This is a genomic window from Halovalidus salilacus (assembly GCF_031852275.1).
GTDB lineage: Archaea > Halobacteriota > Halobacteria > Halobacteriales > Natrialbaceae > Halovalidus > Halovalidus salilacus.
Genome location: NZ_CP134700.1, coordinates 787,494 through 808,574 on the forward strand (window position 1 = coordinate 787,494; position 21,081 = coordinate 808,574).

The following is a 21,081-nucleotide window of genomic DNA, read 5'->3' on the forward strand; positions in this document are numbered from 1 at the left end:
CGTCACGAGCATCAACAACCGACCGCTCGAGCGTCATCGACCGCCGGCTCGAGCATCATCGATCGACCGCGCGAGTACGGTCGGCTCGAGACGACCGGACGGCGTCGCAACTACGGAGCGTGTCGGTCGAAGAAAAATCGTCGTTGACCGGGTCGTCGTCGCGCGACTCAGCCGAAGAGTTCGCCGAGGCCCTCGCCGCTGGCCTCCTCTTCCTCGTCTTCGTCCTCGTCCTCGTCCGTCGTGTCCGGGACGTCGCTGGCTTCCTCGGCTTCCTCTTCCTCGTCGCCGCCGGCGGCCGCGCCACCCGCAGCGGCGCCCGCGGCGGGGACGGCGGCGGCCTCGGAGACGGCCTCGTCGATGTCGACGTCCTCGAGCGCGGCGACGAGCGCCTTCACGCGCGATTCCTCGACGTCGACGCCGGCGGCCTCGAGCACGCCGGTCAGGTTCTCTTCGTTGATCTCTTCGTCCGATTCGTTCAGGATGAGTGCTGCGTAAACGTATTCCATTGTAATCTCCTCGTGTGGTGGTTATCCGAACATCGCGCCGAGTCCTTCCGCGCCGCCGTCGTCGTCCTCGTCTTCGTCGTCGTCCTCGTCGGCGGATTCCTCGGCGTCCTGGTCGTCAGTCGATTCGTCCTCGTCGGGCTCGGTCGCGGGGGCGGCGGGCGCCTCGACGCCCTGGAGTTCCTCCGGCAGCGCCTCCTCGTCGTCGATTCGGGCCGCGATGGCGCGCAGTTGCGCGTCGGCCTTGCGGACGAGGTCGGGCATGAGGTCTTCGTCCTCGATGGCGGCGTGCAGGCCGAGGCTCTTGGCCTCGCCCGTCGCCTTCGCGATGAGCGTCGACGTCGTGGCGTCGGTCGGGAACGCCGCGTTGACCGAGAGGTTGGTCGCGCGGGCGACCGCCGTCCGCACGTCGCTCTCGTAGGCCTCGACGTCGATGTCGAGGTCCTCGGGGTCGAAGAGGACGCCGTCGGCGACGACGGCGCGCAGGTCGAGGCCGACCTCCTTGGGCTCGATGCCGAGTTCGTTGAGGACGTTCGCGAGGTCCGCGGAGACCTCCTCGCCGGCCTCGAGCACCGTCGAGTCCTCCATGACCTTGATCGACCCTTCTTCGATCCGGGCGTTCGCGCCGATCTGCTGGAGTTCGCCGACGAACGGCCCCGGGTCGACGCCGGTGTCGCCCTCGGGGATGACGATGTCGTTGGGGGCGACCTCGCCCTCGTTGATCGGGGCGGGCGTCTTCGACGCCTCGAGCTCCTTGTAGAGGACGAACGGGTTGTCGTTCGTCGCGATCAGTCCGACCTGGCCGCCGATGTGGGGGACGAGGTCCTCGAGCCCGGCCTCCTCGAGCGCTCGCGTCTGCAGGGTGTTTCGGCTGACGCGCAACACGGCGGTGCCGTGGAGCTCGCGGCGCATGTCCTGCAGCTGTTTGCTCGGAATGCCGGTGATGCCGACGACCCCGATGCTCTCGTAGCTCTCGATGAGGTCCGCGAGTTCGCCGACTTCCTCTCGCTTCCACTGCGGAAGGTTCTCTGTCTTGCGTTCGGCCTGTGCGCTCATGTTAGACCACCTCTACGGACGGGCCCATCGTCGTCTTCACGTAGACGGAGTCGATGTTCTGGGGCCCCTTCTCGAGGTCGGCGTGCAGGCGCCGGAGGATGACGTCGATGTTGTCGGCGACCTCCTCGGCGCTCATGTCCTCCGCGCCGACGCGCGTGTGGAACGTGCGGCGGTCGCGAGAGCGTACTTGCACGGTGTTCGTGAGCCGGTTGACGGTCTCGACGACGTCGTCGTCGAGCGAGAGCGGGTCCGGCATCTTCCCCCGGGGACCGAGGATGGTCCCCAGGTGCCGGGCGATATCTTGCATCATCGCCTCCTCGGCGATGAAGAAGTCCGTCTCGTCGGCGAGGTCTTTGGCCTCGTCGTCGTCCAGATCGGCCACGTCGTCCAGCGAGAGCACCTCGTCCGCGACCTCCTCGGCGCGGACGGCGGTTTCTCCCTCTGCAATGACGACGATCTGTGTCTCCTGGCCGGTTCCGGACGGCAGGACGACGGACTCGTCGACGCGGTTCGACGGTTCGTTGAGGTCGAGATCGCGCAAGTTGATCGCGAGGTCGACCGTCTCGGTAAAGTTCCGATCCGGCGCTTCCTCGAGTGCGCGAGCGACTGCGGTTTCAATATCCGAATCTGCCATCGTTCACCTCCGTAGTACGCAGGGTGTGCTCCTACGGGTCAGTGAAACAGGCGATGCCTGTCTCCGTTGAACGAAGTGCCATCGCGGACTTAAACCCGTCGAAGCAGTTCCCGGCGAGTCCGCTCCTTCGCGCCGCTTCGCTCGTTCCGTCGCGGATTCGCCGACCATCGCAATTCCGAAGGGGTCGCTCGATCCCGGCGGACGGACACGCGCGTCCGCTTCGGGCCTCCGATACCGTTCCCGCGGGATACCGGCCGATTCACGTGTGGCGCCGATCCCGCGGTCGAAACCGACTCGAGTCCGCTCCGCAACGCCGACGCTCGCGGCCACGTACGAACCATCTTACAGATATCATGAATTTCACTCCCGGATAAATACAGATAAGTACTTCAATACGAACGTATTGAATACAGAACGATGATCGGGGAAAATACTGGCGCGACTACAGGAACTGCGGTGGAGCCGACCGGCGTCCCGACGGTTCTCGGCGATCCCATCGGTACGTACGTGGGGTTCGAACCCGCCGTGGTAGCCGGTGCGCAGTTCCTCGCGGCGATCGTCCTCGCGGGCGTCGTCGTCGGGTTGGCGCCGGGGTTCGGACGGCGGACGATCCTCATGTGCCGTCGGAGTCCCGCCATCTCCGTCTGCATCGGGCTCCCGGCCGTGATCGTCGTCGGGGCGCTGACGGCGACCGGCTACGTGATTCTGGGCTCGAGCATCGGAACCGCGTTCGGCCTTCCGCTGGTGCTCGGCGGGCTCGCCCTCCTGCTCGTCGGAACGACCGTCGGCGTCGTCGCGATCGGTCGAACGATCGCCGCGAGGCTCGGCCGGAACGGACTCGGTTACGGTATCCTCGTCGGCGGGCTGCTCGCCGGACTGGCCGGGGTCTCGCCCTGGGGGACGGTCGCCCTCGTCTCCCTCGCCGCCGTGATCGGCACCGGCGCCTGCCTGCGCGTCCTGTTCGGCTTCGGGACGACGACCGGTTCGAACGAGCGCGTCGTTCCGCCGGCGAACAAGGTCTGAAGCGTTCCCCGCTCCCCCGTCGCCCCTCAGTTTTCGGCTTCGACGTTCGACCGCGTTCACGGTACGGTTCTGATCGTCGTCTCTTTACTCGAGATCCGTTCGCGTTCGCTCGAGAATCAACGGTACTACGGTGCAACGGTGCGTTCGCTCGAGACGACCGTGAACCGACGTTCGAAGGGCGGGACGATCGGCCGAGACGACGCCAGTGTCGGCGTCCATCTCGGCCGCACGGACGACGCGAAAAACGGGAGTGCGCTACTCGGCCACCACACCGAAAGACTCACTTCGTTCGTCTTTCGAGCCGTAGCCTCGCTTCACTCGGCTAAGACGTCGTCGTACTCGCCGCCATCGACCTTCTCCTTGAAGTCGCGGGCGTCCTCGCCCTCGATGGTGACGCCCATCGAGGCGCAGGTACCGACGACCTCCTTGGCGGCGTTCTTCGTGTCGTAGGCGAGCAGGTCGGGGTGTTTCTGCTCGGCGATCTTCTTGACCTGGTCGACCGAGAGGTCGGCGACGAAGTCCTTCTGGGGTTCGCCGCTGCCGGTCTCGAAACCGGCTTCGTCCTTGACCAGCGCCGCCGTCGGCGGGACGCCGACGTCGATCGAGTACGAGCCGTCGTCCTCGTACTCGACGGTGACCGGCACCTCGGTGCCGTCGAACGCCGCGGTCTGTTCGTTGATGTCGCTGACGACCGCCTGTACGTCGACGGGCGTCGGTCCGAGCTCCGGACCGAGCGGCGGGCCAGGGTTGGCCTGGCCACCCGGAACGAGCACTTCGATGGTTCCAGCCATACCCGAATGAATCCTCGCTCGAGTTTTAAGAGTTGCTTTTCGAGGCAGTCAACGCCTGCGACAGTGTCACGCACGGTCCGGCCGATTCGAGGGCGAGCGGACTCCGCGATCAGTCGACGCTCTCCGCCCGCCACTCGGCGAACGACTCGAGGACGTCCACCTCGTCGAAGCGCTCGATGCACGGAACGTCGTAGGGGTGGAGCGCCTCGAGTCGGGCGACGAGGTCGTCGACGGCCCCGTCGGTCGTCTTCGCCAGCAGGATCGCCTCCTCGTCCCGGTGGATCTCGCCCTCCCAGCGGTAGACCGAGGTCGTCGGGACGCGGTTGACGCAGGCCGCGAGGCGCTCCTCGACGAGCGTTTCGGCGATGTCGTCGGCCGCCTCGGGCGGCGCCGTGATGTAGACGGTCGGCATGGGCTCGAGGGAAGGTACGTTCGAATCCCAGAAAAGCGAGTCGCTCCGTCGAGTGGACGCCGAGAGAGAACCGGAGCGTCGATATCCGCCCTCAGTTGCCGTTGACGGGGTTGAACGTGCCGTTGATGTCCCACTCGTGGATGCAGTGGGGGTTTCCGGCCAGCTTCTCGCCGTCCTCGCGGGCGATCTGCCAGGCCGCGAGTTCCTCGTCCCACACCTCCGCTCGCTCGCACCGCTCGCACTCTCGTTCGGTCGGTTTTCGCAGTCGTGCGCTCATTGGTGTCCATGTGCGTACCGAACGCATATAATCGTGTCTGTGTCGACCGAGGCGTCCGTGCCAGTCGAGCCGCTGACCTCGTGCGGCCGCGCGGGCGCTCGAGTACGTTCCCGTCGGAACGCCGCCGAGGTCGGCGTGCGTCCACCCGTTTCTGGGGGCCTCGAGGGAGGTACCGGTTCTCTCGTCCGGCTCCCGCCGGCTACGCGAGGGCCGCGTAGATCCCGTACCCGACGGCGAACGAGCCGACCAGGGTGGCGATCCACGAGGCGATGGTGAACGCGAGCTTGTCGAGGTCGACGCCGCTGCCCGTGGCCCGACCGCAGCCGGCGATGCTGTTGATGATGATGTGGTTGTACGAGATGGGGACGCCGAGGACGTTCGCGACCACCTGCACCATCGGAACGGCCGTCGCGAGCACGGCGATGGAGGTGTCTTGGCCGAGGGAGGCGTAGTGTCTGCCGACGGCGTTGAGCATCACCGAACTGACGACCCACGCGCCGACGAGGATGCCGAGCCCGCCGAAGGCGAGCAGCGGGTAGAGGCCGATGCCGAGGGACTCGGAGACGCCCACCAGGGGACCGATCGCCAGTCCGACCTGGCTGCCCCCGCCGACGAACGAGAAGACGATGCCGATGCCGACGATGATCGAATCCATGCGCGTCGGGGAGACGTCTCGACGCTCGAGGAGTCGCTGGACGGTCAGCGCGAGCACGTAGCCGAGCAGCGCCGCGACGACGCCGGTCGCGATCCAGGCGGCGAAGACGAGGTACCAGTAGGCCAGTCGCGGCTCCTGGCCGGCGGCGATCCCGGTCCCGGCGACGCTCCCGAACGTCGAGAACGCCGCGGGGATCGAGTGCTCGGCGACGATGCCGAGCGCGATGAAGAGTCCGATGACGAACAGCGAGACCAGCCCCATCTCGAAGCTCACCCCGCCGCTGACGATCCGATCGCTGACGCCGGTTGCGACGCTCGCACCCTGTAGAACCGCCCCCAGAAACCCGAAGATCCCGACGAAGAAGGCTCCCCGGAGGACGTTCACGGAGCCGGCGCCGACCGCGGGGGCCATCGAGACCGAGACGCTGCTGGCCCCGACGACCATGGAGACGAAGAAGGCGATCGCGAACGCCACGACGAGGAGGACGACCGACGTCATGGCTCGAGGGTCGTGGTGACGCTCGGAGCGTCGGTCGGTTCCGTCGGCGGAGTTGGAGCGAACGTCGTCGGCCGATCGGAATCGACGGGCGGTTCGAGCTGGTGCGACCGAATCGGCGCCGTTCGAAGGCGGTGAGTTCGGGGCGAGGTCATTCGAAACGGTATCCAGGCCGGCGGGAACGGGTCGAACGGATAGCGTACGGCCGTTACTCGCCTGGGTAGCGGGTACGAGTACAAAAATCCATCTTTCTCGGTAGCTATCGACGGCTCGTCGGTACGATGCCGTCTTCGCGTACCCGGTAGTTCGAGATCGTCCGCCGGTACGCGTCACCCGCGGCGTCGGTGATGCCGTCGATAGAGCGATGATCTCGCCGACGGAGCGATGATGTCGCCGGCAGCGGCGTCAACAACAGGAGAAGCCGCCGTCGACGACGAGCGCGTGACCGGTGATCCAGGCGGCCTCGTCGCTCGACAAGAAGAGCATCGCGTTGGCGATATCCTCCGGCTCGCCGAGTCGCTTGAGGGGATAGTGGCGGGCCATCTCCTCCTTCGTGGCCTTCCACTCCTCCTCGGTCCGATTCTTCCGGGGCATCGCCGTGTCCGTCACGCCCGGACAGACCGCGTTCGCCCGGACGCCGTAGGGGCCGACCTCCGCCGCGACCGTCCGCGTGAAGTTGACGACCGCTCCCTTCGAGAGCGAGTAGGCGCCGAGTTTGGGCGCGCCGATGACGCCCGCCAGCGACGCCGTGTTCACGATCGCGCCCGACCCCTGCTCCTTGAAGTGAGGGATCGCGGCGTGGCAGCCGTTCCAGACTCCCTTGACGTTCACGTCGATGACCCGATCGCGCTCCTCGGCGTCGATCTCCTCGACGCTCGCCCGCTCGTGGCTCACGCCGGCGTTGTTGAGCACGACGTCGAGCCCCTCCCGCTCGACCGTCTCGTCGATCGCAGCCTCGAACGCCGCCGCGTCGCGCACGTCCAACTCGAGCGCCCGGCCCTCGCCGCCGGCTGCCTCGACGCGGTCGATCGTCTCCGCGCACGCCTCGAGGTCGACGTCGGCGGCGACGATCGTCGCACCCTCCTCGGCGAACAGTTCCGCGGCCTTCCGCCCGAGGCCGGAGCCGGCACCCGTGATAAACGCTGTCTTGGCTTCGAGTCGCATACGCGTACCTTCTCGAGCGAACACATAAAACGATTCGCGGGGCGGACCGGCGTGTCAGTCGTCGGCGGGGAGCGGCCGCTCGCCCTCGCTCAGCAGCGGCGTCCCGTCCGCCTTCGGTCCGAGTTGGGGGCCGAACGGCGGGTCGTCGGGGTCGATGACCCGGCGCTGCTCGTAGTCGGTGGATCGCTCGACCGGGATCCGGCCGATCGAGGTGATCATCTCGACGTAGTCGGCGAACGAGCGGAACTCGCCGTACTCGCCGCCCGCGCGCTTGGTGATCTCCTCGGAGAGGATCGTCCCCATGAAGTCGTCGGCGCCGCAGTGCAACATCTTCAGGCCGCCCTGATCCCCGTACTTGACCCACGAGGACTGGATGTGGTCGATGTTGTCGAGGAAGAGCCTCGAGACGGCGATCATCAGTTCGTCCTCGTCGCGACTCGCTCCGCCCGACACCACGCCGTGTTCGAAAAGCGGCGTGTTCTGGTGTATAAACGAGAGCGGGACGAACTCCGTGATCGCCCCGTCCACGCGCTCTTGCAGGTCGCGGACCCGCTTCAGGTGCAGCACCCGGTGGGCCTCGTTCTCGACGTGGCCGTACATGATCGTCGCCGTCAGGCCGAGGCCCGCCTTGGCGGCGCCCTCCATCGCCTCGAGCCAGCCCTCGGTGTCGATCTTGCCCGGGCAGATCACCTCCCGAACCTCGTCGACGAGGATCTCGGCGGCCGTGCCGGGCGCCGAGTCGAGCCCCGCCGCCTTCAGCCGCCGGTAGACCTCCTCGTAGGACCAGTCGGTCCCTCGCCTGGCGTGGTAGGCCTCCTCGGGGGTCATCGAGTGGACGTGGACGCCGCCGACGTTCATCGCCTCGATCTGCTCGACGTACGTCTGGGGGCTCACCGCGTACGCCTCGGGCGGCTTGTAGTTCACCTCCCGGTATGGGTCGTCGTACCCCTCGAGGATCTCGCGGTGCTCGTCGTCGAGGGCGAACGCGGGGTGCAGGCCGGAGACCGAGCAGACCTCGTAGATCCCCCGTTCGACCGCGTCGGCGACGATCTCGCGGGACTCCGCGGGCGTCTTCGTGAAGCCCGCCGTCCCGCCGTCGTGATCTTCTCGCGGCTCCGCCGCTCGGGTACTCGCGGAACAGTGTTCCGCGCTCGCCTCGAACGTGTGAGCGGCGTCCTTGAAGTTGCAGAACAGGCAGCCCACGTTGCACGCGGTCGTGACGTTGTTGTTCAGGTTCGCGACGAAGGTGACCTCCTCGCCGACGACCTCCGCCCGGCGCCGGTCGGCCGCCTCGAGCACCCGCTCCTTGCGGACGGGGTCGATCCCCTCGACGTCCGTCCCCGTGGTGAGCAACTCGATGCCGTCGTCGACGGTGAGTCGCTCGCCGTCGTGCGCCTTCTCGAGCGCGTTCTCGAACGATTGGTCGGTCTCGGGGACGCGTTCGAACTCGAGGTCTGCCTCGGTCACCGGTCGGTCCATCGTGGAAACGATGCCCGTCAGGGGGGAAAAACGTGATGGATCCGGCCGTCGACGTCCTCACCGGCCGTCTCACCGCTCACCGCTCACCGCTCACCGCTCGCCGCTCGTCGCTCGTCGCTTGTCGCTCACCGCTCGTCGTTCGTCGCTTGTCGCTCACCGCTTGTCGCTCACCGCTCGTCGCGATCAGTCGTCCGCGCTCGAGCGCGCCGGCAGGTCGGATTCGTCGTCGGCGACCGCGGGGCGTCGATCGGAATCGTCCCCACTCCCGTCTCCACCGTCGACCTCGAACGCATCGAGGGACCGCCGGAGCGTCGTCGCAGCGTCCGAGAGGGAATCCACGTCGGCCGAGACGTCCGCGATCGAGGCCGTCTGTTCTTCGACCGCAGACGCGACGCGCTCGGTCTCGGCGCTGGTGCGTTCGCTCTCGTCGGCCGCCTCGTCGATCATCGCGGTGATCTCCTGGCTCGCCCGGGCCTGCTCGCCGGTCGCCTCGTCGATCGACTGCACGCCGTCGTCGGCTTCCGCGACGCACTCGGCGATCTCGTCGATCGCATCGAGCCCCTCCTCGACGGCCTCGATCCCGCGGTCGACCTGCTCGCGCATCTCTTCGATGTTCGTGACCGTCTCGTCGGTCGCCTCCTGGACGCTCCCGACCAGGGCGTCGACCTCGTCGGTCGCCTCGCTCGTCTCCTCGGCGAGCGTCTTGACCTCGCTCGCGACGACCGCGAACCCGCTCCCGGCCTCGCCGGCCGACGCGGCTCCGCGCATTGCGGTCGCTCGAGAGAGGGCGACGGCGCCGCAACTCGCCGAATCTGCGTTCGTCGGCTCCCGGTGGGTCCGTCCGAGAGTGAAAGCTTCTTGGGGTATCGCCCCGGGAACTCCGGTATGAACCGAGCCGACCGCGCCGCCGGCGCGAGGTGGTTGCCGTGACGAGCGTCAAGGAGTTCGGGATCGAGGAGGAGGCGACGGCCGACGCGCTCGGCCGCGGCTCGTTCGTCTTCACCGACGCCTACTCGGTGTTCGACTGGGGGCAGATGCCCGACCGCATCCCCGACAAGGGCGCGAGCCTCTGTACGATGGGCGCGTTCAACTTCGAGCTGCTCGAGGCCGAGGGCCTTCCCACCCACTACCGGGGTGTGATCGAAGACGGCGAGGTCCTCCCCCTCGAGGAGACCAGCGAACCGCCGTGGGAGATGGCGATCGACCTGACCCGGGTGCCCGACCTGCCCCACGAGGGCCGGGCGTACGACTACGACGCCTACCACGCCGAGGCCGGCGAGAACTACCTCGTCCCCCTCGAGATCGTCTTTCGCAACCGCGTCCCCGTCGGCTCGAGCCTGCGCAGCAGGACCGACCCATCGGATCACGGCCTCGCGTTCGACGGCGACGACTGGCCCGCGGAGGCGGTCGACCTCGAGGAACCGATCGTCGAGTTCTCGACGAAGTACGAGGAGAGCGACCGCTACCTCGAGCGCGAGGAGGCCGACGCCATCGCCGGCGCGGCGTCGATCGACGACCTCGAGGCGGTCGCCCGGGAGGTGAACCGGATCGTCACCGAACGGGCCGACTCGGCCGGCCTCGTCCACGAAGACGGCAAGATCGAGTGCCTGTACTACGACGGCGAGATCCGGGTGGCCGACGTGGTCGGCACCTTCGACGAGAACCGGTTCAGCTACGAGGGCACGCAGCTCTCGAAGGAGGTCATCCGCCAGTACCACAAGCGAACCCAGCCCGAGTGGGTGGCGGCCGTCGACGAGGCGAAGGCCGACGCGAAGCGGCGCGACGTCGCCGACTGGCGGACGCTCTGTGAGGTCGACCCCGTACCGCTCGAGGAGGCGGTCGTCGAGACCGCCCGCGACATGTACTGCGCCGGCGCCAACGCCTACACCGGGCGGGAGTTCTTCGACGCCCCGCCGCTCTCGAGCGCGATCGGGGCGATCCGGCGGCTGTAGTGGGTCCGATCCGGCGGCTGTGTGGCGGTTCGCCTCCGCGCCCGCACCCGCGACGATCCCTCGCCCGTCGGCGGCCCGACATCGTCCGCCGGCGGCTCGAGGCACCTCTCTCGCCCCGCGTTATCACCGTTCACTGACGGGTTTTCGATATTCGTGAAATCGAGCGACCGTGTCGCGGTCAGTGCGTGAACGAACGCCCGAGGTACAGTTTCTGTCGAATTTCATATCCTTCATATGGCGGGGGCGGATAGGCTCGGACGAGAGCTACTCATGACCGTTTCAGGTATCGCGGCCGTTATCGTCGCGTTCAGCTTCACGACTGCCATCACCGCCGTCGCGGGCGCCGCGCTCGCCGCGTTCGTCGCGTTCTTCCTCTTCCTCGCCTTCGGCGTCGGAACGACCCCGACCGTCGATCTCGAGACCGGCGCCGGAGCCGACGCGGGCGCAGAGGCCGCCGCGAGCGCCGACGACTAAGTTCCGACGCGGTTCGCCCGTCTTTTTCCGAACCGACCCGCCTCGAGCCCGAGCGAGCGGTCCCGTTTTTCACAGGCGGTACGAGGCGGATGCCCCGACCCTTGAGGTCGGGGAGGAAGCCGACAACCGATGGCACAAATCTCGCTACACTGGCAGGCCGACTCCCATCGTATAAGTAACACCGAACGCATATGTGAAAATACAGTGGAATACCGTCGTACCGCCGTCATCAAACTCGACACTCCCGAAGGAGCAGACGACTCCCTTCGAGAGACTGTCGCGCAGTTCAAACACTGTGCCAACACCGCAGCTGAGTGGTGCTGGCACGGCGACGACGGCTACCACGTCACCTCGAAAGCCAAAGCCGAACGCGCCCTCTACGACCGACTCCGCGACGAAACCGACCTGACCGCGAATCTCGTCCAGAAAGGGATTCGTAGGGCGGTCGAAGCCGTCAAAAGCGGAGTCTCACGTCTCGAACGTGGTGAGAACACGTCGCAACCGCACTTCTCGGCAGACAGCGCGGTTTACGACAAGCGGAGCGCGACGTTCCACCGCGACCACGTTTCCCTCTCGACCATAGACGGGCGCGTCGAGTGCGACTACATCCTTCCCGACGACTCGGAGACACCGCCGACGAAGTACGTCTCCGACGAGGATTTCGCGTTTCGGATGGCCCACTTGCAGTACCGCGACGGTGACTGGTATCTCCACGCCTCGATGCGGAAGGTCGAAGCAGACGAGGACTCGTCTGAATTCGAGTCCAAGCACAGAACAGTCCTTGGTGTGGATTTGGGCGTGAACAACCTCGCCGTTGCTTCGACTGGGCGATTCTGGTCGGCAGACGAGTTCAACCACTGGCGTCGAGAGTACGAGACGCGTCGTGCCTCGCTTCAGCAGTGTGGCTCTCGACACGCCCACGAAAACATCGAGAGTGTTGGTCAGAAAGAGTACGGACGCTTCGAGATCTACCTGCACACGGTGGCGAACGAACTTATCGAGGAAGCCGTCGAACACGATTGTTCGCACATCGTGTTCGAGGATTTGACCCACATTCGGGAGAACATTCCCGAGGCGACGTGGCAACACGTCTGGGCGTTCCGACGCCTCTACGAGTACGTCGAATACAAAGCCAAAGAACACGGTGTTGAAGCCATACAGGTTGACCCGCGCAACACGTCGAAGCGTTGCTCGACGTGTGGGTTTACCCACGACGATAACCGTAGCGAGGAGTCGTTCGAGTGTCAGCAGTGTGGGTATGAGAACCACGCCGACTACAACGCCTCGAAGAACATCGGTTTGCAGTATCTCCGTCGAAGGCAAAACGCAGGCGACGGAGGCGCACCCGTAGATGTGCGCTTGAATCGCGGGACGCTGAACGTGAGCGGGGAGTACGTACCCCCTGCCTCGGTTGAGGCACAGAACGGGAGTCCACGCGAAAGCCTCGGGGCTTGACCCCGAGGCGATTTACCATGTTCCGCTTTCTGGGTACCACGCTATGAAAATAGAGTATTTGTGATAATTTTGCTCACTGATTGCTACACACCGCAGATGGGTCGAACGGGACTCGAGTGACTGCCAGCCGAGTGGCAGGAGGCGAAACGGGGTCGAACGTGACGGTTCGCCGCGCAAAACCGACGGGTCCGACCGTCACATCGGCCGATTCGTCAAGCTTCAAGTGGCCGACGTGCAACTGGTTCGCTAATGAGCGAGTCGACAGCCGACGACGGACCCACGTGTGAGTTCTGCGGAGCGTCGCTGGAGGGGACGGACAACCGCCGGGTCGTGCCCGCGGTCGAGGACGGTCAAGCGGTCCACCTCGAGTTCTGCGGGGACGATTGCCTCGAGCAGTGGAAGGAGTGACCGCGGAGAGAACGTCGGCGGTCGGCTGCTACTGCGCTCCCTCGTCCGCGACGACCGTTCCGATCCCGTCGACCGGGCGGTCCGGGTTGGCCTCTTCGATCTCCTCCGGGAGGCCGAGCTGGTAGCGCTCGCCGTTTTCGCGGACCGTCGTCCGTCCGCGGTGAACCGAGACGTCGCCGCTCAGGTGCATCCGAACCGCCTCGAGCAGCGCGTCCGCCTCGAGGGGCTGGCCGCGGCGTTTCATCGCCTCGAGGTCGGCGTCGTCGGGGACGTCGAACGCGCGCTGGGTGATGATCGGCCCCTGGTCGAGGTCGGTCGTGACGTAGTGGGCGGTGACGCCCGCGACGCGGACGCCCTCCTCGACGGCCTGCCGGTAGGCCTCCGCGCCGGGGAACGCCGGCAGCAGCGAGGGGTGGACGTTGATGATGCGGTCCTCGTAGCGGAAGACGACGTTCGGGCTGAGGATGCGCATGTAGCGCGCGAGGACGATCAGGTCGGCGTCGTACTCGGCCAGCAGCTCGAGGAGGCGCTCCTCGTTCTGCTGGCCGCCCTCGTCGCCGATGTCGTGGAACGGGACGTCGTAGTGTTCCGCCAGCGGCTGCAGGTCGTCGTGGTTCCCGATGACGACGCCGATGTCGGCGCCCAGGTCGTCGTTCGCCCACGCCTCGAACAGCGCCTCGAGGCAGTGGCTCTCCTTCGTGACGAGGACGGCGATCTGCTGGGTGTCGCGGTCGGCGGGGAACCGGACCTGGACGTCGAGGCCGAGGTCGTCCCCGAGTTCGTGGAGGTCGGCGCGCAGTTTCTCCTCCGTACAGACCATCTCGGCGGTGTCGACGGCGAGGTACATCCGGAAGACGCCGTCGCGAACCGCCTGGTCCAGGTCCTCGATGTTGATTCCGCGCTCGAACAGGAGGCTGGTCACGCGGGCGACGAGTCCGGTATCGTCGTCTCCAACGACCGTGATCTCGGTCACGTCGGTCGTCATCGACTCCACCTCCGCTCGAGCATTCGTCGAGACATCGGTATCCGTTCGCCCCGAAACCGCGGGCGGTGAAAAGTCCTGCTTTCCGCGGTCGGTCGTGCGACCCCGACGCGCGGTTCCCCCGCGACGGTCGCCCGCGACCGCGACGCCGACCGCGACGGTATCCACGAACGTGTATCACGATACGAACCCGAAAGCGTTTTTGAGCACGGATGCGGGGTTTCAGGTGATGACCGCCTACACCGCGACGGTGACGGTTCGACTCAAACGCGGCGTCCTCGATCCCGAGGCCGAGACGACCAGGCGCTCGCTCGAGCGACTGGGCTTCGACCTCGAGGCGCTTCGCTCCGCCGACCGCTTCGAGATCGACCTCGAGGCCGACTCCGCTGACGCCGCGGCCGAGCGCGCCGACGAGATGGCCGAGCGACTGCTCGCGAACCCGACCATCCACGACTACGACGTGGAGGTCGACGAGCGGTAGATGACCGTCGTCATCGTTCGGTTCGGCGGTTCGAACTGCGACCGCGACGCCGAGCGCGCCCTCGAGCACCTGGGGATCGACGCGGAGATCGTCTGGCACGAGGACGGCCTGCCCGAGGGAACGACGGGGATCGTGCTCCCCGGCGGCTTCTCCTACGGCGACTACCTGCGCGCGGGCGCGATGGCGGCGCGCTCGCCGATCATGGACGAGGTGCGCGAGGCGGCGGCCGACGGCGTCCCGGTGCTCGGCGTCTGCAACGGCGCGCAGGTCGGCTGCGAGTCCGGCCTCACCGAGGGCGTCTTCACGACGAACGAGAGCGCGCGCTTCCAGTGTGAACACGTCTACCTCCGCGTCGAGCGCGACGACACCCCCTGGACCGCCGCCTACGAGGAGGGCGACGTGATCGAGATCCCCATCGCCCACGGCGAGGGGCGCTACGAGATCGACGACGACCGACTGGCCGACCTCGAGGACGAGGGCCGCGTCCTCTTCCGGTACTGCGACGCCGAGGGTCGGACGGGTCCGGCGTCGAACCCGAACGGGTCGAAACGCGACGTCGCCGGCGTCCTCGGCGAGCGCGAGACCGTCGCCGTGATGATGCCCCACCCCGAACGCGCGACGCTTCCCGACGTCGGCGGCACCGACGGGCGGGGGATCCTGCGCGCGTTCGAGTAGCCCTCGCGGACGGATATTGCCAATATATTTATTTTCCGGCCGACTCGAGTCCTCCACAGACGACTCGGTCGGGTGGGACGCAGGTGCCGCCCGTTCCGACCGAGGTCGGATCCCGAAATGGCAACTCGAAAACGGATCGTCCACGTCGATCCACGCGCCCGAACGGCCGTCGAAGCCGAGCTCGCCGACTCCCTAGAGCCGGCGTCTCCCCTCGAGGTGACGGTCGAGGCCGTCGACTCGATCGCCGCCTGCGTCGAGCGCCTCTCGGAGGCCGACGCCATCGTCTGCGAGGCGTCGGTTCCCGACGGCACCTGCGTCGACCTCTGTCGACGGGTTCGAAACCGGCGACCGTCGATACCGATCGTGGTGTTCACCGACGAGGGGAGCGAGGCGCTCGCCGGGGAGGTCGTCGCCGCCGGCGCCGACGGCTACGTTCCGAAATCTCTGGGCGTCGAGACCCTCCGAAGGCGTCTCGCCGAGATACTCGAGGGCGACCGCTCGACGACGACGGAGCACACGCCGTCCGCGCTCGAATCCGTCCGCGATCGGTCGCCGTTCGCGATCATCGAGTGGAACCTCGAGCTCGAGGTGGCGGACTGGAACCCGGCGGCGACGGAGCTGTTCGGGTACACCGCCGAAGCGGCCCGCGGTCGGTGCGCCCTCGAGTTGCTCGTTCCGGACGAGGTTCGGGACGACGTTCGCGTCCACTGGCAGTCGCTCCTCTCGGCGAACGCGATCGACGACGTGCACCGAGTGGTCAACCGCAACGTCCGCGAGGACGGGACGACGATCACCTGCGAGTGGTTCAACACGCCGCTGTACGACGACGACGAGCTCGTCGGCGTCCTCTCGTTCGCCCGGGACGTCAGCGGCGACGTCAAACGCGCGACCGCGCTCGAGGCGCTCCAGGAGACGACGCGCGAGTTGATCCGCGCCGACTCGACCGCCGAGGTCGCCGAGATCGTCATCGAGGCCACCGAGACGGTGGTCGACGGCCCCTTCGCAGCGGTCCGATTCTACGACCCCGACGCGGACGTCCTCGACGTCGTCGAGACGTCGGCCGCCCTCGAGGCGACCGGGTTCACCCCGCCGGCCGTCGAACCGAACGCGAGCGTCCTCTGGGACGTCTACGCCGACGAACTGGCGACGGTGATCGACGAGGGGACGTCCCTCGACGCGCCGGAGTTCGGACTCGACCTCGAGTACCTGCTCGCCCACCCGCTCGGCGATCACGGCCTGTTGACGGTCGCCTCGAGCGACGGCGAGATCGAGCGCGTCGACCGCAACCTGGTCCACGTGCTGGCGACGGCCGCGGAGGCGGCGCTCGACCGGATCGCCTCCGAGGAGCACCTCAAGCGGGAGCGCGACCGGTTCGTGGCGCTCTTCGAGAACGTCCCCGACGCCGTGGTCAACACGCGCCAGCGCGACGGGGTTCCGATCGTCGAGGACGTCAACCCGGCGTTCGAACGGCTCTTCGGCTACGAGGCCGAGGAGATCGTCGGCGAACCGCTCGACCGGTTTCTGGTCCCCGCCGGGAGGGAGTCGGAGGCGCGAACGGTCAATCGGCGGGGGAATCGGGGCGAAATCGTCGAAGCCGAGGTCAAGCGTCGGACCGCCGACGGACTCAGGGACTTCAGGATGCGCGTCGTCCCGATCGACGTCTGCGGCCAGACCGCGGAGCGGGTCTTCGGCCTCTACACCGACGTCACGGAGCAGAAACAACGCCAGAAGCGCGTCGAGGTGCTCAACCGCGTCCTGCGTCACGATCTCCGCAACGGGATGAACATCATCGACGGTAGCGCGGAGATGCTCGCCGACGCCGTGAACGGCGAGCACCGAACGTACGCCAGGGCTATCCAGGAACGCGCGGACGAACTCGTCGGCCTCGCCGAGAAGACGCGCGCGGTCGAGCGGACCCTCGAGCGGGACGGAACCGGTCCCGTCGACGTCGTCGCGGCGATCGATCGGACGGTCGACCGAGTGGACTGCGAGGCCGGCGACGCCGACGTTACCGTCACGATCGACGACTCGGTCCCCGATCCGCCGCTCGCCCGCGCCGACGAACTCCTCGCCCAGGCCATCCGCCAGGTCGTCGAGAACGCCGTCGAACACGCGGACCGCGACGTTCCGTCGGTCGACGTCGACCTCGAGTACCGCTCGAACGACGACGTGTTGGTGCTGACCGTCGCCGACGACGGGCCGGGGATCCCCGTCGAGGAGCGCGAGTTGCTGGGAGAGGAGCGCGAGATCACGCAACTCCGCCACGCCAGCGGCCTCGGCCTCTGGCTGGTCAACTGGGTCGTCACCCAGTCGGGCGGACAGCTCCGGTTCGAATCGAACGAACCACGGGGAACCGTGGTCGTCCTCGAGATCCCGCGGGCCGATCCCGACTCGAGCCGGCTCGCGGACGGCGAGACGACCGACAGCGAGTGATTTCCCGGGCGAATCGCGGCCGCGTTATCGGGTGAGCGGCTGGTTGTAGCCCCGCTCGAGGTCCATCACGGCCTCCCACGTCGCCTCGCACGCGCAGGAGACCTGCTCGAACACGGAGGGGTCCTGTCGGAGGTCGAAGTCCTTGATCGCCTTCTGGACGAGGTCGTCGCACTCCGTGCAGTTGTGGGGGCCGCGATCGGAGCCGTGGCCGACGGGGTCGGAGACGACGATGGCGTCGACATCGACGGTTTCGCGGAGGACGTGGGCGACCGACCAGAGCCACGGCGGCCGGTAGCCGTCGTTGAAGTAGAGTTCGTCGACCATCGTGTACCGCTGGACGTTACAGGGGTTCATCGAGATCGTGTGACAGCCCTCGACTCCAGCGCAGCGCTCGATGGAGGCGATCATGTCCTCGACGGCCTCCGATTCCGAGAGGAACGGCGGCTTCATCAGGAGGTAGGCCTTCACGCCGGCGTCGGCCTCGCCTGCTCCGTCGGGGTCGCTCGCCGCCTCGGCCTCCGCACACGCCGCCTCGAAGTCCGCGAAGTCGAAGTACTTGTTCACGCAGTCGTGGCGGACGCGGTCGGTGGCCGTCTCGAGGCCGATGGCGACGTCGGTGTCCAGCCCGCGCTCGGTGAAGTCCGTCAGCTTCTCGCGATCGACGAAGTCGGGCAGGGACTCGAGGACGATCCGGTCGCGGTCGGCGAACGTCTCGGCGATGGCCTCGCGGGTCTCGGCGCCGACCTCGCGCTCGTCGAGGAACGAGCCCGACGTGTAGATCTTAATCAGGTCCGCGGAGTCGGTGGCGTTCTCGGCCTCGTGTGCGAGGCAGACGTCGATCTGGTCCATCAGCGCCTCGTGGCTGACGGAGCCGCCGTCGACGCTCTCGGCGACGTAGCCGCACATGGTGCAGCCGCCGGCGCGGGCCCAGCGACAGCCCCCCGTGTTGAGGATGATCGTCAGGCTCTCCTTGACGCCGTCGGGCGTGTTGTCCTCGTCCAGCCAGACGCGCGTCGGCCGGTGGGGATCGTAGCTCGCCTCCTTCCGGGAGCGGATCTCCCGCATCACCTGGTTGTGGGCGTCCATCCCCTTCCCCTGCTCGTAGACCTCGGGCGTGGGTTTACTCATTGTCGTTCGAAGGTGCTCGAGCGCCTAAAGCGCCTTCGTCTGGGCCGGGCCCCGTCGCCCCGCCGCAGGTTCGTCGCCGGAGGTCGCACGGACGGAGTCGACGCGGTCGCTCGAGCCGGATCGCAGCCATCGATCCAACGGTCGACGGTCCGGTCGCTCTCTCGTCCGCTTCCCCGCCGTCCGTCCGTTCGATCGGTCAGCCGAGTCTGAGCTCCCTGGTCTCGACGGCGTCGCAGGTCGGACAGACGAACTGGTACCTGACGCGGCTGCCGCTGGTGGTGACGCGCCAGCCGCCGTCGTCGTCGACGTAGCCACACTGGGGGCAGCGCAACTCCGACTCGTCGTACTTCTGGCGGAGCCGATCGAACGGCGATCGCGCCTTTTCGACTGCCATGTGTGAACGTTGAACACGGTACTACATAACGCTCCGGTGATCTACCGCTGACTCTCTTCCTCGGTGACCGGTCGAACCGGCCCGTCGGTGGCCGACCGAAGCGACCGGGTGCGCTGCGCCGTTCGGTCACACCTTTCATAGGGCCCCCCTTCCTATGTAGGGTCATGGACAGAACCGATGCGGGAACGACCCGCGCGGAAATCGGCGACGCCGACCGCGCCGCCGCCGCGCTCGAGCACGTCGTCGATCCCGTGGTGACCGTCGTCGACGGAACGATCGCGTACGCGAACGCCGCGGCCTGCGAGGCGTTCGACCTCGACCTCGAGGCGGAGCGCGACGGCGACGCGACCGACGGCGAAGGAAGCGGGGTCCGAGCGGCCGAAGCGATCTTCGGTCCCTCGTGGGAGCGACTCGAGGCGGCGGTCGAGGAGACGACGGTGGGGACGGTGCGCCACGTCGACCTCGACCGAGACGGGTACGGCGCGCGCGTCCACCGGGGCGTCGACGGGGCGACGATCACCTTCGACGGGAGCGCCAGCGATCCGCCGGACGGCGACCGCGCGGTCAAGGCGCGGGCGATCAACGAGGCGCCCGTCGGCGTCACGCTCTCGGACCCGAACCGGGAGGACAACCCGCTGGTCTACATCAACGACGCCTACCAGGAGATCACCGGCTACGACTTCGACGACGTCGTCGGCCGGAACTGTCGGTTCCTGCAGGGGCCGGACTCGGACGAGAAGGCGATCGCGGCGATGCGCGCGGCGATCGACGAGGAGCGCCCCGTCACCGTCGAACTCGAGAACTACCGCAAGGACGGGACGAAATTCTGGAACGAGGTGACCGTCGCCCCCGTCCGGAACGACCGCGGCGAGGTGACCAACTACGTCGGCTTCCAGAACGACGTCACCGCCCGCAAGGAGGCCGAACTCGAGGCCGAGCGCCGAACCCGGGAACTCGAGTACGTGCTCGACCGCGTCGAGGGGCTCGTCCAGGACGTCACCGCCGCCGTCGCCGGGTCGACCTCCCGCTCCGAACTCGAGCGGGCCGTCTGCGAGCGCATCGTCGAGGAGGGGGCCTACGACGCGGCGTGGATCGGCGAGCGAAACCCCGCGACCGACGCGATCGCGGTGCGGGCGGGCGCCGGCGACTCCGTCGCGGGCGACGATGCCGAGCCGATCCCGATCGACGCGGACCATCCCGCGGCCGAGGCCCTTCGGTCGGACACCGTCGCGATCGACCGCACTGGCGACGGGAGTCGCGCGGCCTTCCCGCTCTCGTACAACGGCATCGAGTACGGCGCGCTGCTGGTCCGTACCGGAGCGGACAGTCTCGGTACCGACCGGGGTGACCGGGAGACCGTCGTACTCTCCGCGCTCGCGCGGGCGGTCGCGAGCGGGATCAACGCCCGGGAGACGAGTCGCACGCTCGCGACCGACGCCGTCGTCGCCCTCGACCTCGACGTCACCGACCCCTCGCTCGCCCCCGTGGCGCTCTCCGAGGAGGCCGACTGTCGCCTCGAGTACCGACGCTCGACCCATCGGCGGGACGAGGAGACGGCGTCCCTGTTCACCGCCACCGGAGCGACCCCCGACGACCTCGAGACGGCCGCCGACGACCTCGGACTCGACCTCGAGGTTCTCGTCGACCGCGACGGGGAGTGTCTGATCGAACTGCGCGACGGGGACGGGAACGGCGACGGCTTCGTCGCGTGGCTCTCCGAGCGCGGCGTCAGGGTGCGGGCCATCGACGCCGACGAGGGCCGGGCGCGCGTCACCCTCGAGATCCCGCGATCCTCGAACGTCCGCGCCGTCGTCGAGGCCGTCGAGGACCGGTACCCGAGCGCCGACGCCGTCGCCTTCCGCCGGCGCGAACGCGGCGGGGAGACGCGCCAGGAGTTCGCCGCCCGACTCGAGGAGGCCCTCACCGAGCGGCAGTTCGACGCGTTACAGCGCGCCTACCTCGGGGGTTACTTCGAGTGGCCCCGACCGGCGACGGGGGAAGAACTCGCGCGGTCGATGGGCGTCTCGCGGCCGACGTTCCACGAGCACCTCCGGAGCGCCGAGGCGAAACTGTGTCGCGCGTTCTTCGGCGACGAGTGACGGTCGACGGTCGACACGGACGACGGTGTCCGCCGACCCGCCGACCGACCGCATCGCGGACGACACTCCGATCGACCGACCGCTTCGCCGACGTCACTCCGATCGACCGAC

General features: G+C 67.7%; 22 protein-coding genes. 9 read left to right on the forward strand and 13 right to left on the reverse strand.

Annotated elements, in window-relative coordinates; genetic code table 11:
- Positions 1-167: 167 nt before the first annotated feature.
- From rpl12p to RJT68_RS03880, 3 genes are read right to left on the reverse strand one after another with little or no spacing between them, the layout of a single operon-like run.
- Complete coding sequence (rpl12p, locus tag RJT68_RS03870) at positions 168-506, reverse strand: 50S ribosomal protein P1 (protein ID WP_407039059.1); 339 nt, start codon at positions 504-506, stop codon at positions 168-170.
- A 21-nt stretch (positions 507-527) separates the two neighbouring features.
- Positions 528-1,559, reverse strand: coding sequence for a 50S ribosomal protein L10 (locus RJT68_RS03875; RefSeq protein WP_407039060.1), 1,032 nt, complete (start codon positions 1,557-1,559; stop codon positions 528-530).
- Between the two features lies 1 nt (position 1,560).
- Positions 1,561-2,193, reverse strand: coding sequence for a 50S ribosomal protein L1 (locus tag RJT68_RS03880; protein WP_407039061.1), 633 nt, complete (start codon positions 2,191-2,193; stop codon positions 1,561-1,563).
- Positions 2,194-2,610: 417 nt separating this feature from the next.
- Between RJT68_RS03880 and RJT68_RS03885 the strand changes: the two genes are divergently transcribed.
- Complete coding sequence (locus tag RJT68_RS03885) at positions 2,611-3,216, forward strand: hypothetical protein (protein WP_407039062.1); 606 nt, start codon at positions 2,611-2,613, stop codon at positions 3,214-3,216.
- 314 nt (positions 3,217-3,530) lie between these two features.
- Here RJT68_RS03885 and RJT68_RS03890 read toward each other — a convergent pair whose 3' ends face one another.
- The 7 genes from RJT68_RS03890 to RJT68_RS03920 all read right to left on the reverse strand — a co-directional run bounded on the left by RJT68_RS03890 (position 3,531) and on the right by RJT68_RS03920 (position 9,257).
- Complete coding sequence (locus RJT68_RS03890; protein WP_407039063.1) at positions 3,531-4,007, reverse strand: 50S ribosomal protein L11; 477 nt, start codon at positions 4,005-4,007, stop codon at positions 3,531-3,533.
- 109 nt (positions 4,008-4,116) lie between these two features.
- Positions 4,117-4,419: a divalent-cation tolerance protein CutA gene (cutA, locus tag RJT68_RS03895; RefSeq protein ID WP_407039064.1), complete on the reverse strand. Its 303-nt coding sequence runs from the start codon at positions 4,417-4,419 to the stop codon at positions 4,117-4,119.
- Positions 4,420-4,510: 91 nt separating this feature from the next.
- A complete protein-coding gene (locus RJT68_RS03900) occupies positions 4,511-4,696 on the reverse strand; it encodes an HEWD family protein (RefSeq protein WP_407039065.1) in 186 nt (61 codons plus the stop codon).
- Positions 4,697-4,895: 199 nt separating this feature from the next.
- Positions 4,896-5,849 (reverse strand): inorganic phosphate transporter, encoded by a 954-nt coding sequence (locus RJT68_RS03905; RefSeq protein ID WP_407039066.1) that lies wholly within the window; start codon positions 5,847-5,849, stop codon positions 4,896-4,898.
- Between the two features lie 402 nt (positions 5,850-6,251).
- Positions 6,252-7,010 carry an SDR family NAD(P)-dependent oxidoreductase gene (locus RJT68_RS03910; protein WP_407039067.1) on the reverse strand — a complete coding sequence of 253 codons (759 nt, stop codon included), beginning with the start codon at positions 7,008-7,010 and terminating at the stop codon, positions 6,252-6,254.
- A gap of 54 nt (positions 7,011-7,064) precedes the next feature.
- Positions 7,065-8,489 (reverse strand): 7,8-didemethyl-8-hydroxy-5-deazariboflavin synthase subunit CofH, encoded by a 1,425-nt coding sequence (gene cofH, locus RJT68_RS03915; RefSeq protein WP_407039068.1) that lies wholly within the window; start codon positions 8,487-8,489, stop codon positions 7,065-7,067.
- Positions 8,490-8,672: 183 nt separating this feature from the next.
- Positions 8,673-9,257, reverse strand: coding sequence for a methyl-accepting chemotaxis protein (locus RJT68_RS03920; RefSeq protein WP_407039069.1), 585 nt, complete (start codon positions 9,255-9,257; stop codon positions 8,673-8,675).
- Between the two features lie 158 nt (positions 9,258-9,415).
- Here RJT68_RS03920 and RJT68_RS03925 point away from each other — a divergent pair, with 158 nt between their 5' ends.
- From RJT68_RS03925 to RJT68_RS03940, 4 genes are all read left to right on the forward strand, one after another.
- Positions 9,416-10,441: a phosphoribosylaminoimidazolesuccinocarboxamide synthase gene (locus RJT68_RS03925; protein ID WP_407039070.1), complete on the forward strand. Its 1,026-nt coding sequence runs from the start codon at positions 9,416-9,418 to the stop codon at positions 10,439-10,441.
- A 270-nt stretch (positions 10,442-10,711) separates the two neighbouring features.
- Positions 10,712-10,915, forward strand: coding sequence for a hypothetical protein (locus RJT68_RS03930; RefSeq protein ID WP_407039071.1), 204 nt, complete (start codon positions 10,712-10,714; stop codon positions 10,913-10,915).
- A 204-nt stretch (positions 10,916-11,119) separates the two neighbouring features.
- Entirely contained in the window at positions 11,120-12,370 is a 1,251-nt protein-coding gene (locus RJT68_RS03935) for an RNA-guided endonuclease InsQ/TnpB family protein (RefSeq protein WP_407039072.1), read from the forward strand.
- Between the two features lie 249 nt (positions 12,371-12,619).
- Complete coding sequence (locus RJT68_RS03940; protein WP_407039073.1) at positions 12,620-12,778, forward strand: DUF7576 family protein; 159 nt, start codon at positions 12,620-12,622, stop codon at positions 12,776-12,778.
- A gap of 28 nt (positions 12,779-12,806) precedes the next feature.
- Here RJT68_RS03940 and RJT68_RS03945 read toward each other — a convergent pair whose 3' ends face one another.
- Entirely contained in the window at positions 12,807-13,763 is a 957-nt protein-coding gene (locus RJT68_RS03945; RefSeq protein ID WP_407039074.1) for a formyltetrahydrofolate deformylase, read from the reverse strand.
- A gap of 226 nt (positions 13,764-13,989) precedes the next feature.
- On the opposite strand from RJT68_RS03945, the gene purS reads away from it, so the two are divergent.
- From purS to RJT68_RS03960, 3 genes are all read left to right on the forward strand, one after another.
- Positions 13,990-14,241, forward strand: coding sequence for a phosphoribosylformylglycinamidine synthase subunit PurS (gene purS, locus RJT68_RS03950; RefSeq protein WP_407039075.1), 252 nt, complete (start codon positions 13,990-13,992; stop codon positions 14,239-14,241).
- On the forward strand, positions 14,242-14,916 hold the full coding sequence (gene purQ, locus RJT68_RS03955) for a phosphoribosylformylglycinamidine synthase I (RefSeq protein WP_407039076.1): 675 nt from the start codon (positions 14,242-14,244) through the stop codon (positions 14,914-14,916).
- Between the two features lie 117 nt (positions 14,917-15,033).
- Entirely contained in the window at positions 15,034-17,349 is a 2,316-nt protein-coding gene (locus RJT68_RS03960; protein ID WP_407039077.1) for a hybrid sensor histidine kinase/response regulator, read from the forward strand.
- 24 nt (positions 17,350-17,373) lie between these two features.
- Here the strand turns inward: RJT68_RS03960 and RJT68_RS03965 are convergent, their stop codons facing one another.
- Together RJT68_RS03965 and RJT68_RS03970 are read right to left on the reverse strand one after the other, a co-directional pair.
- A complete protein-coding gene (locus RJT68_RS03965; protein WP_407039078.1) occupies positions 17,374-18,477 on the reverse strand; it encodes an archaeosine biosynthesis radical SAM protein RaSEA in 1,104 nt (367 codons plus the stop codon).
- A gap of 196 nt (positions 18,478-18,673) precedes the next feature.
- The gene (locus RJT68_RS03970) at positions 18,674-18,871 is read right to left on the reverse strand and encodes an HVO_0649 family zinc finger protein (RefSeq protein WP_407039079.1); all 198 of its coding nucleotides are present in this window, start codon (positions 18,869-18,871) and stop codon (positions 18,674-18,676) included.
- Between the two features lie 164 nt (positions 18,872-19,035).
- Between RJT68_RS03970 and RJT68_RS03975 the strand changes: the two genes are divergently transcribed.
- Entirely contained in the window at positions 19,036-20,970 is a 1,935-nt protein-coding gene (locus RJT68_RS03975; protein ID WP_407039080.1) for a bacterio-opsin activator domain-containing protein, read from the forward strand.
- The last annotated feature ends 111 nt before the right edge of the window (positions 20,971-21,081 follow it).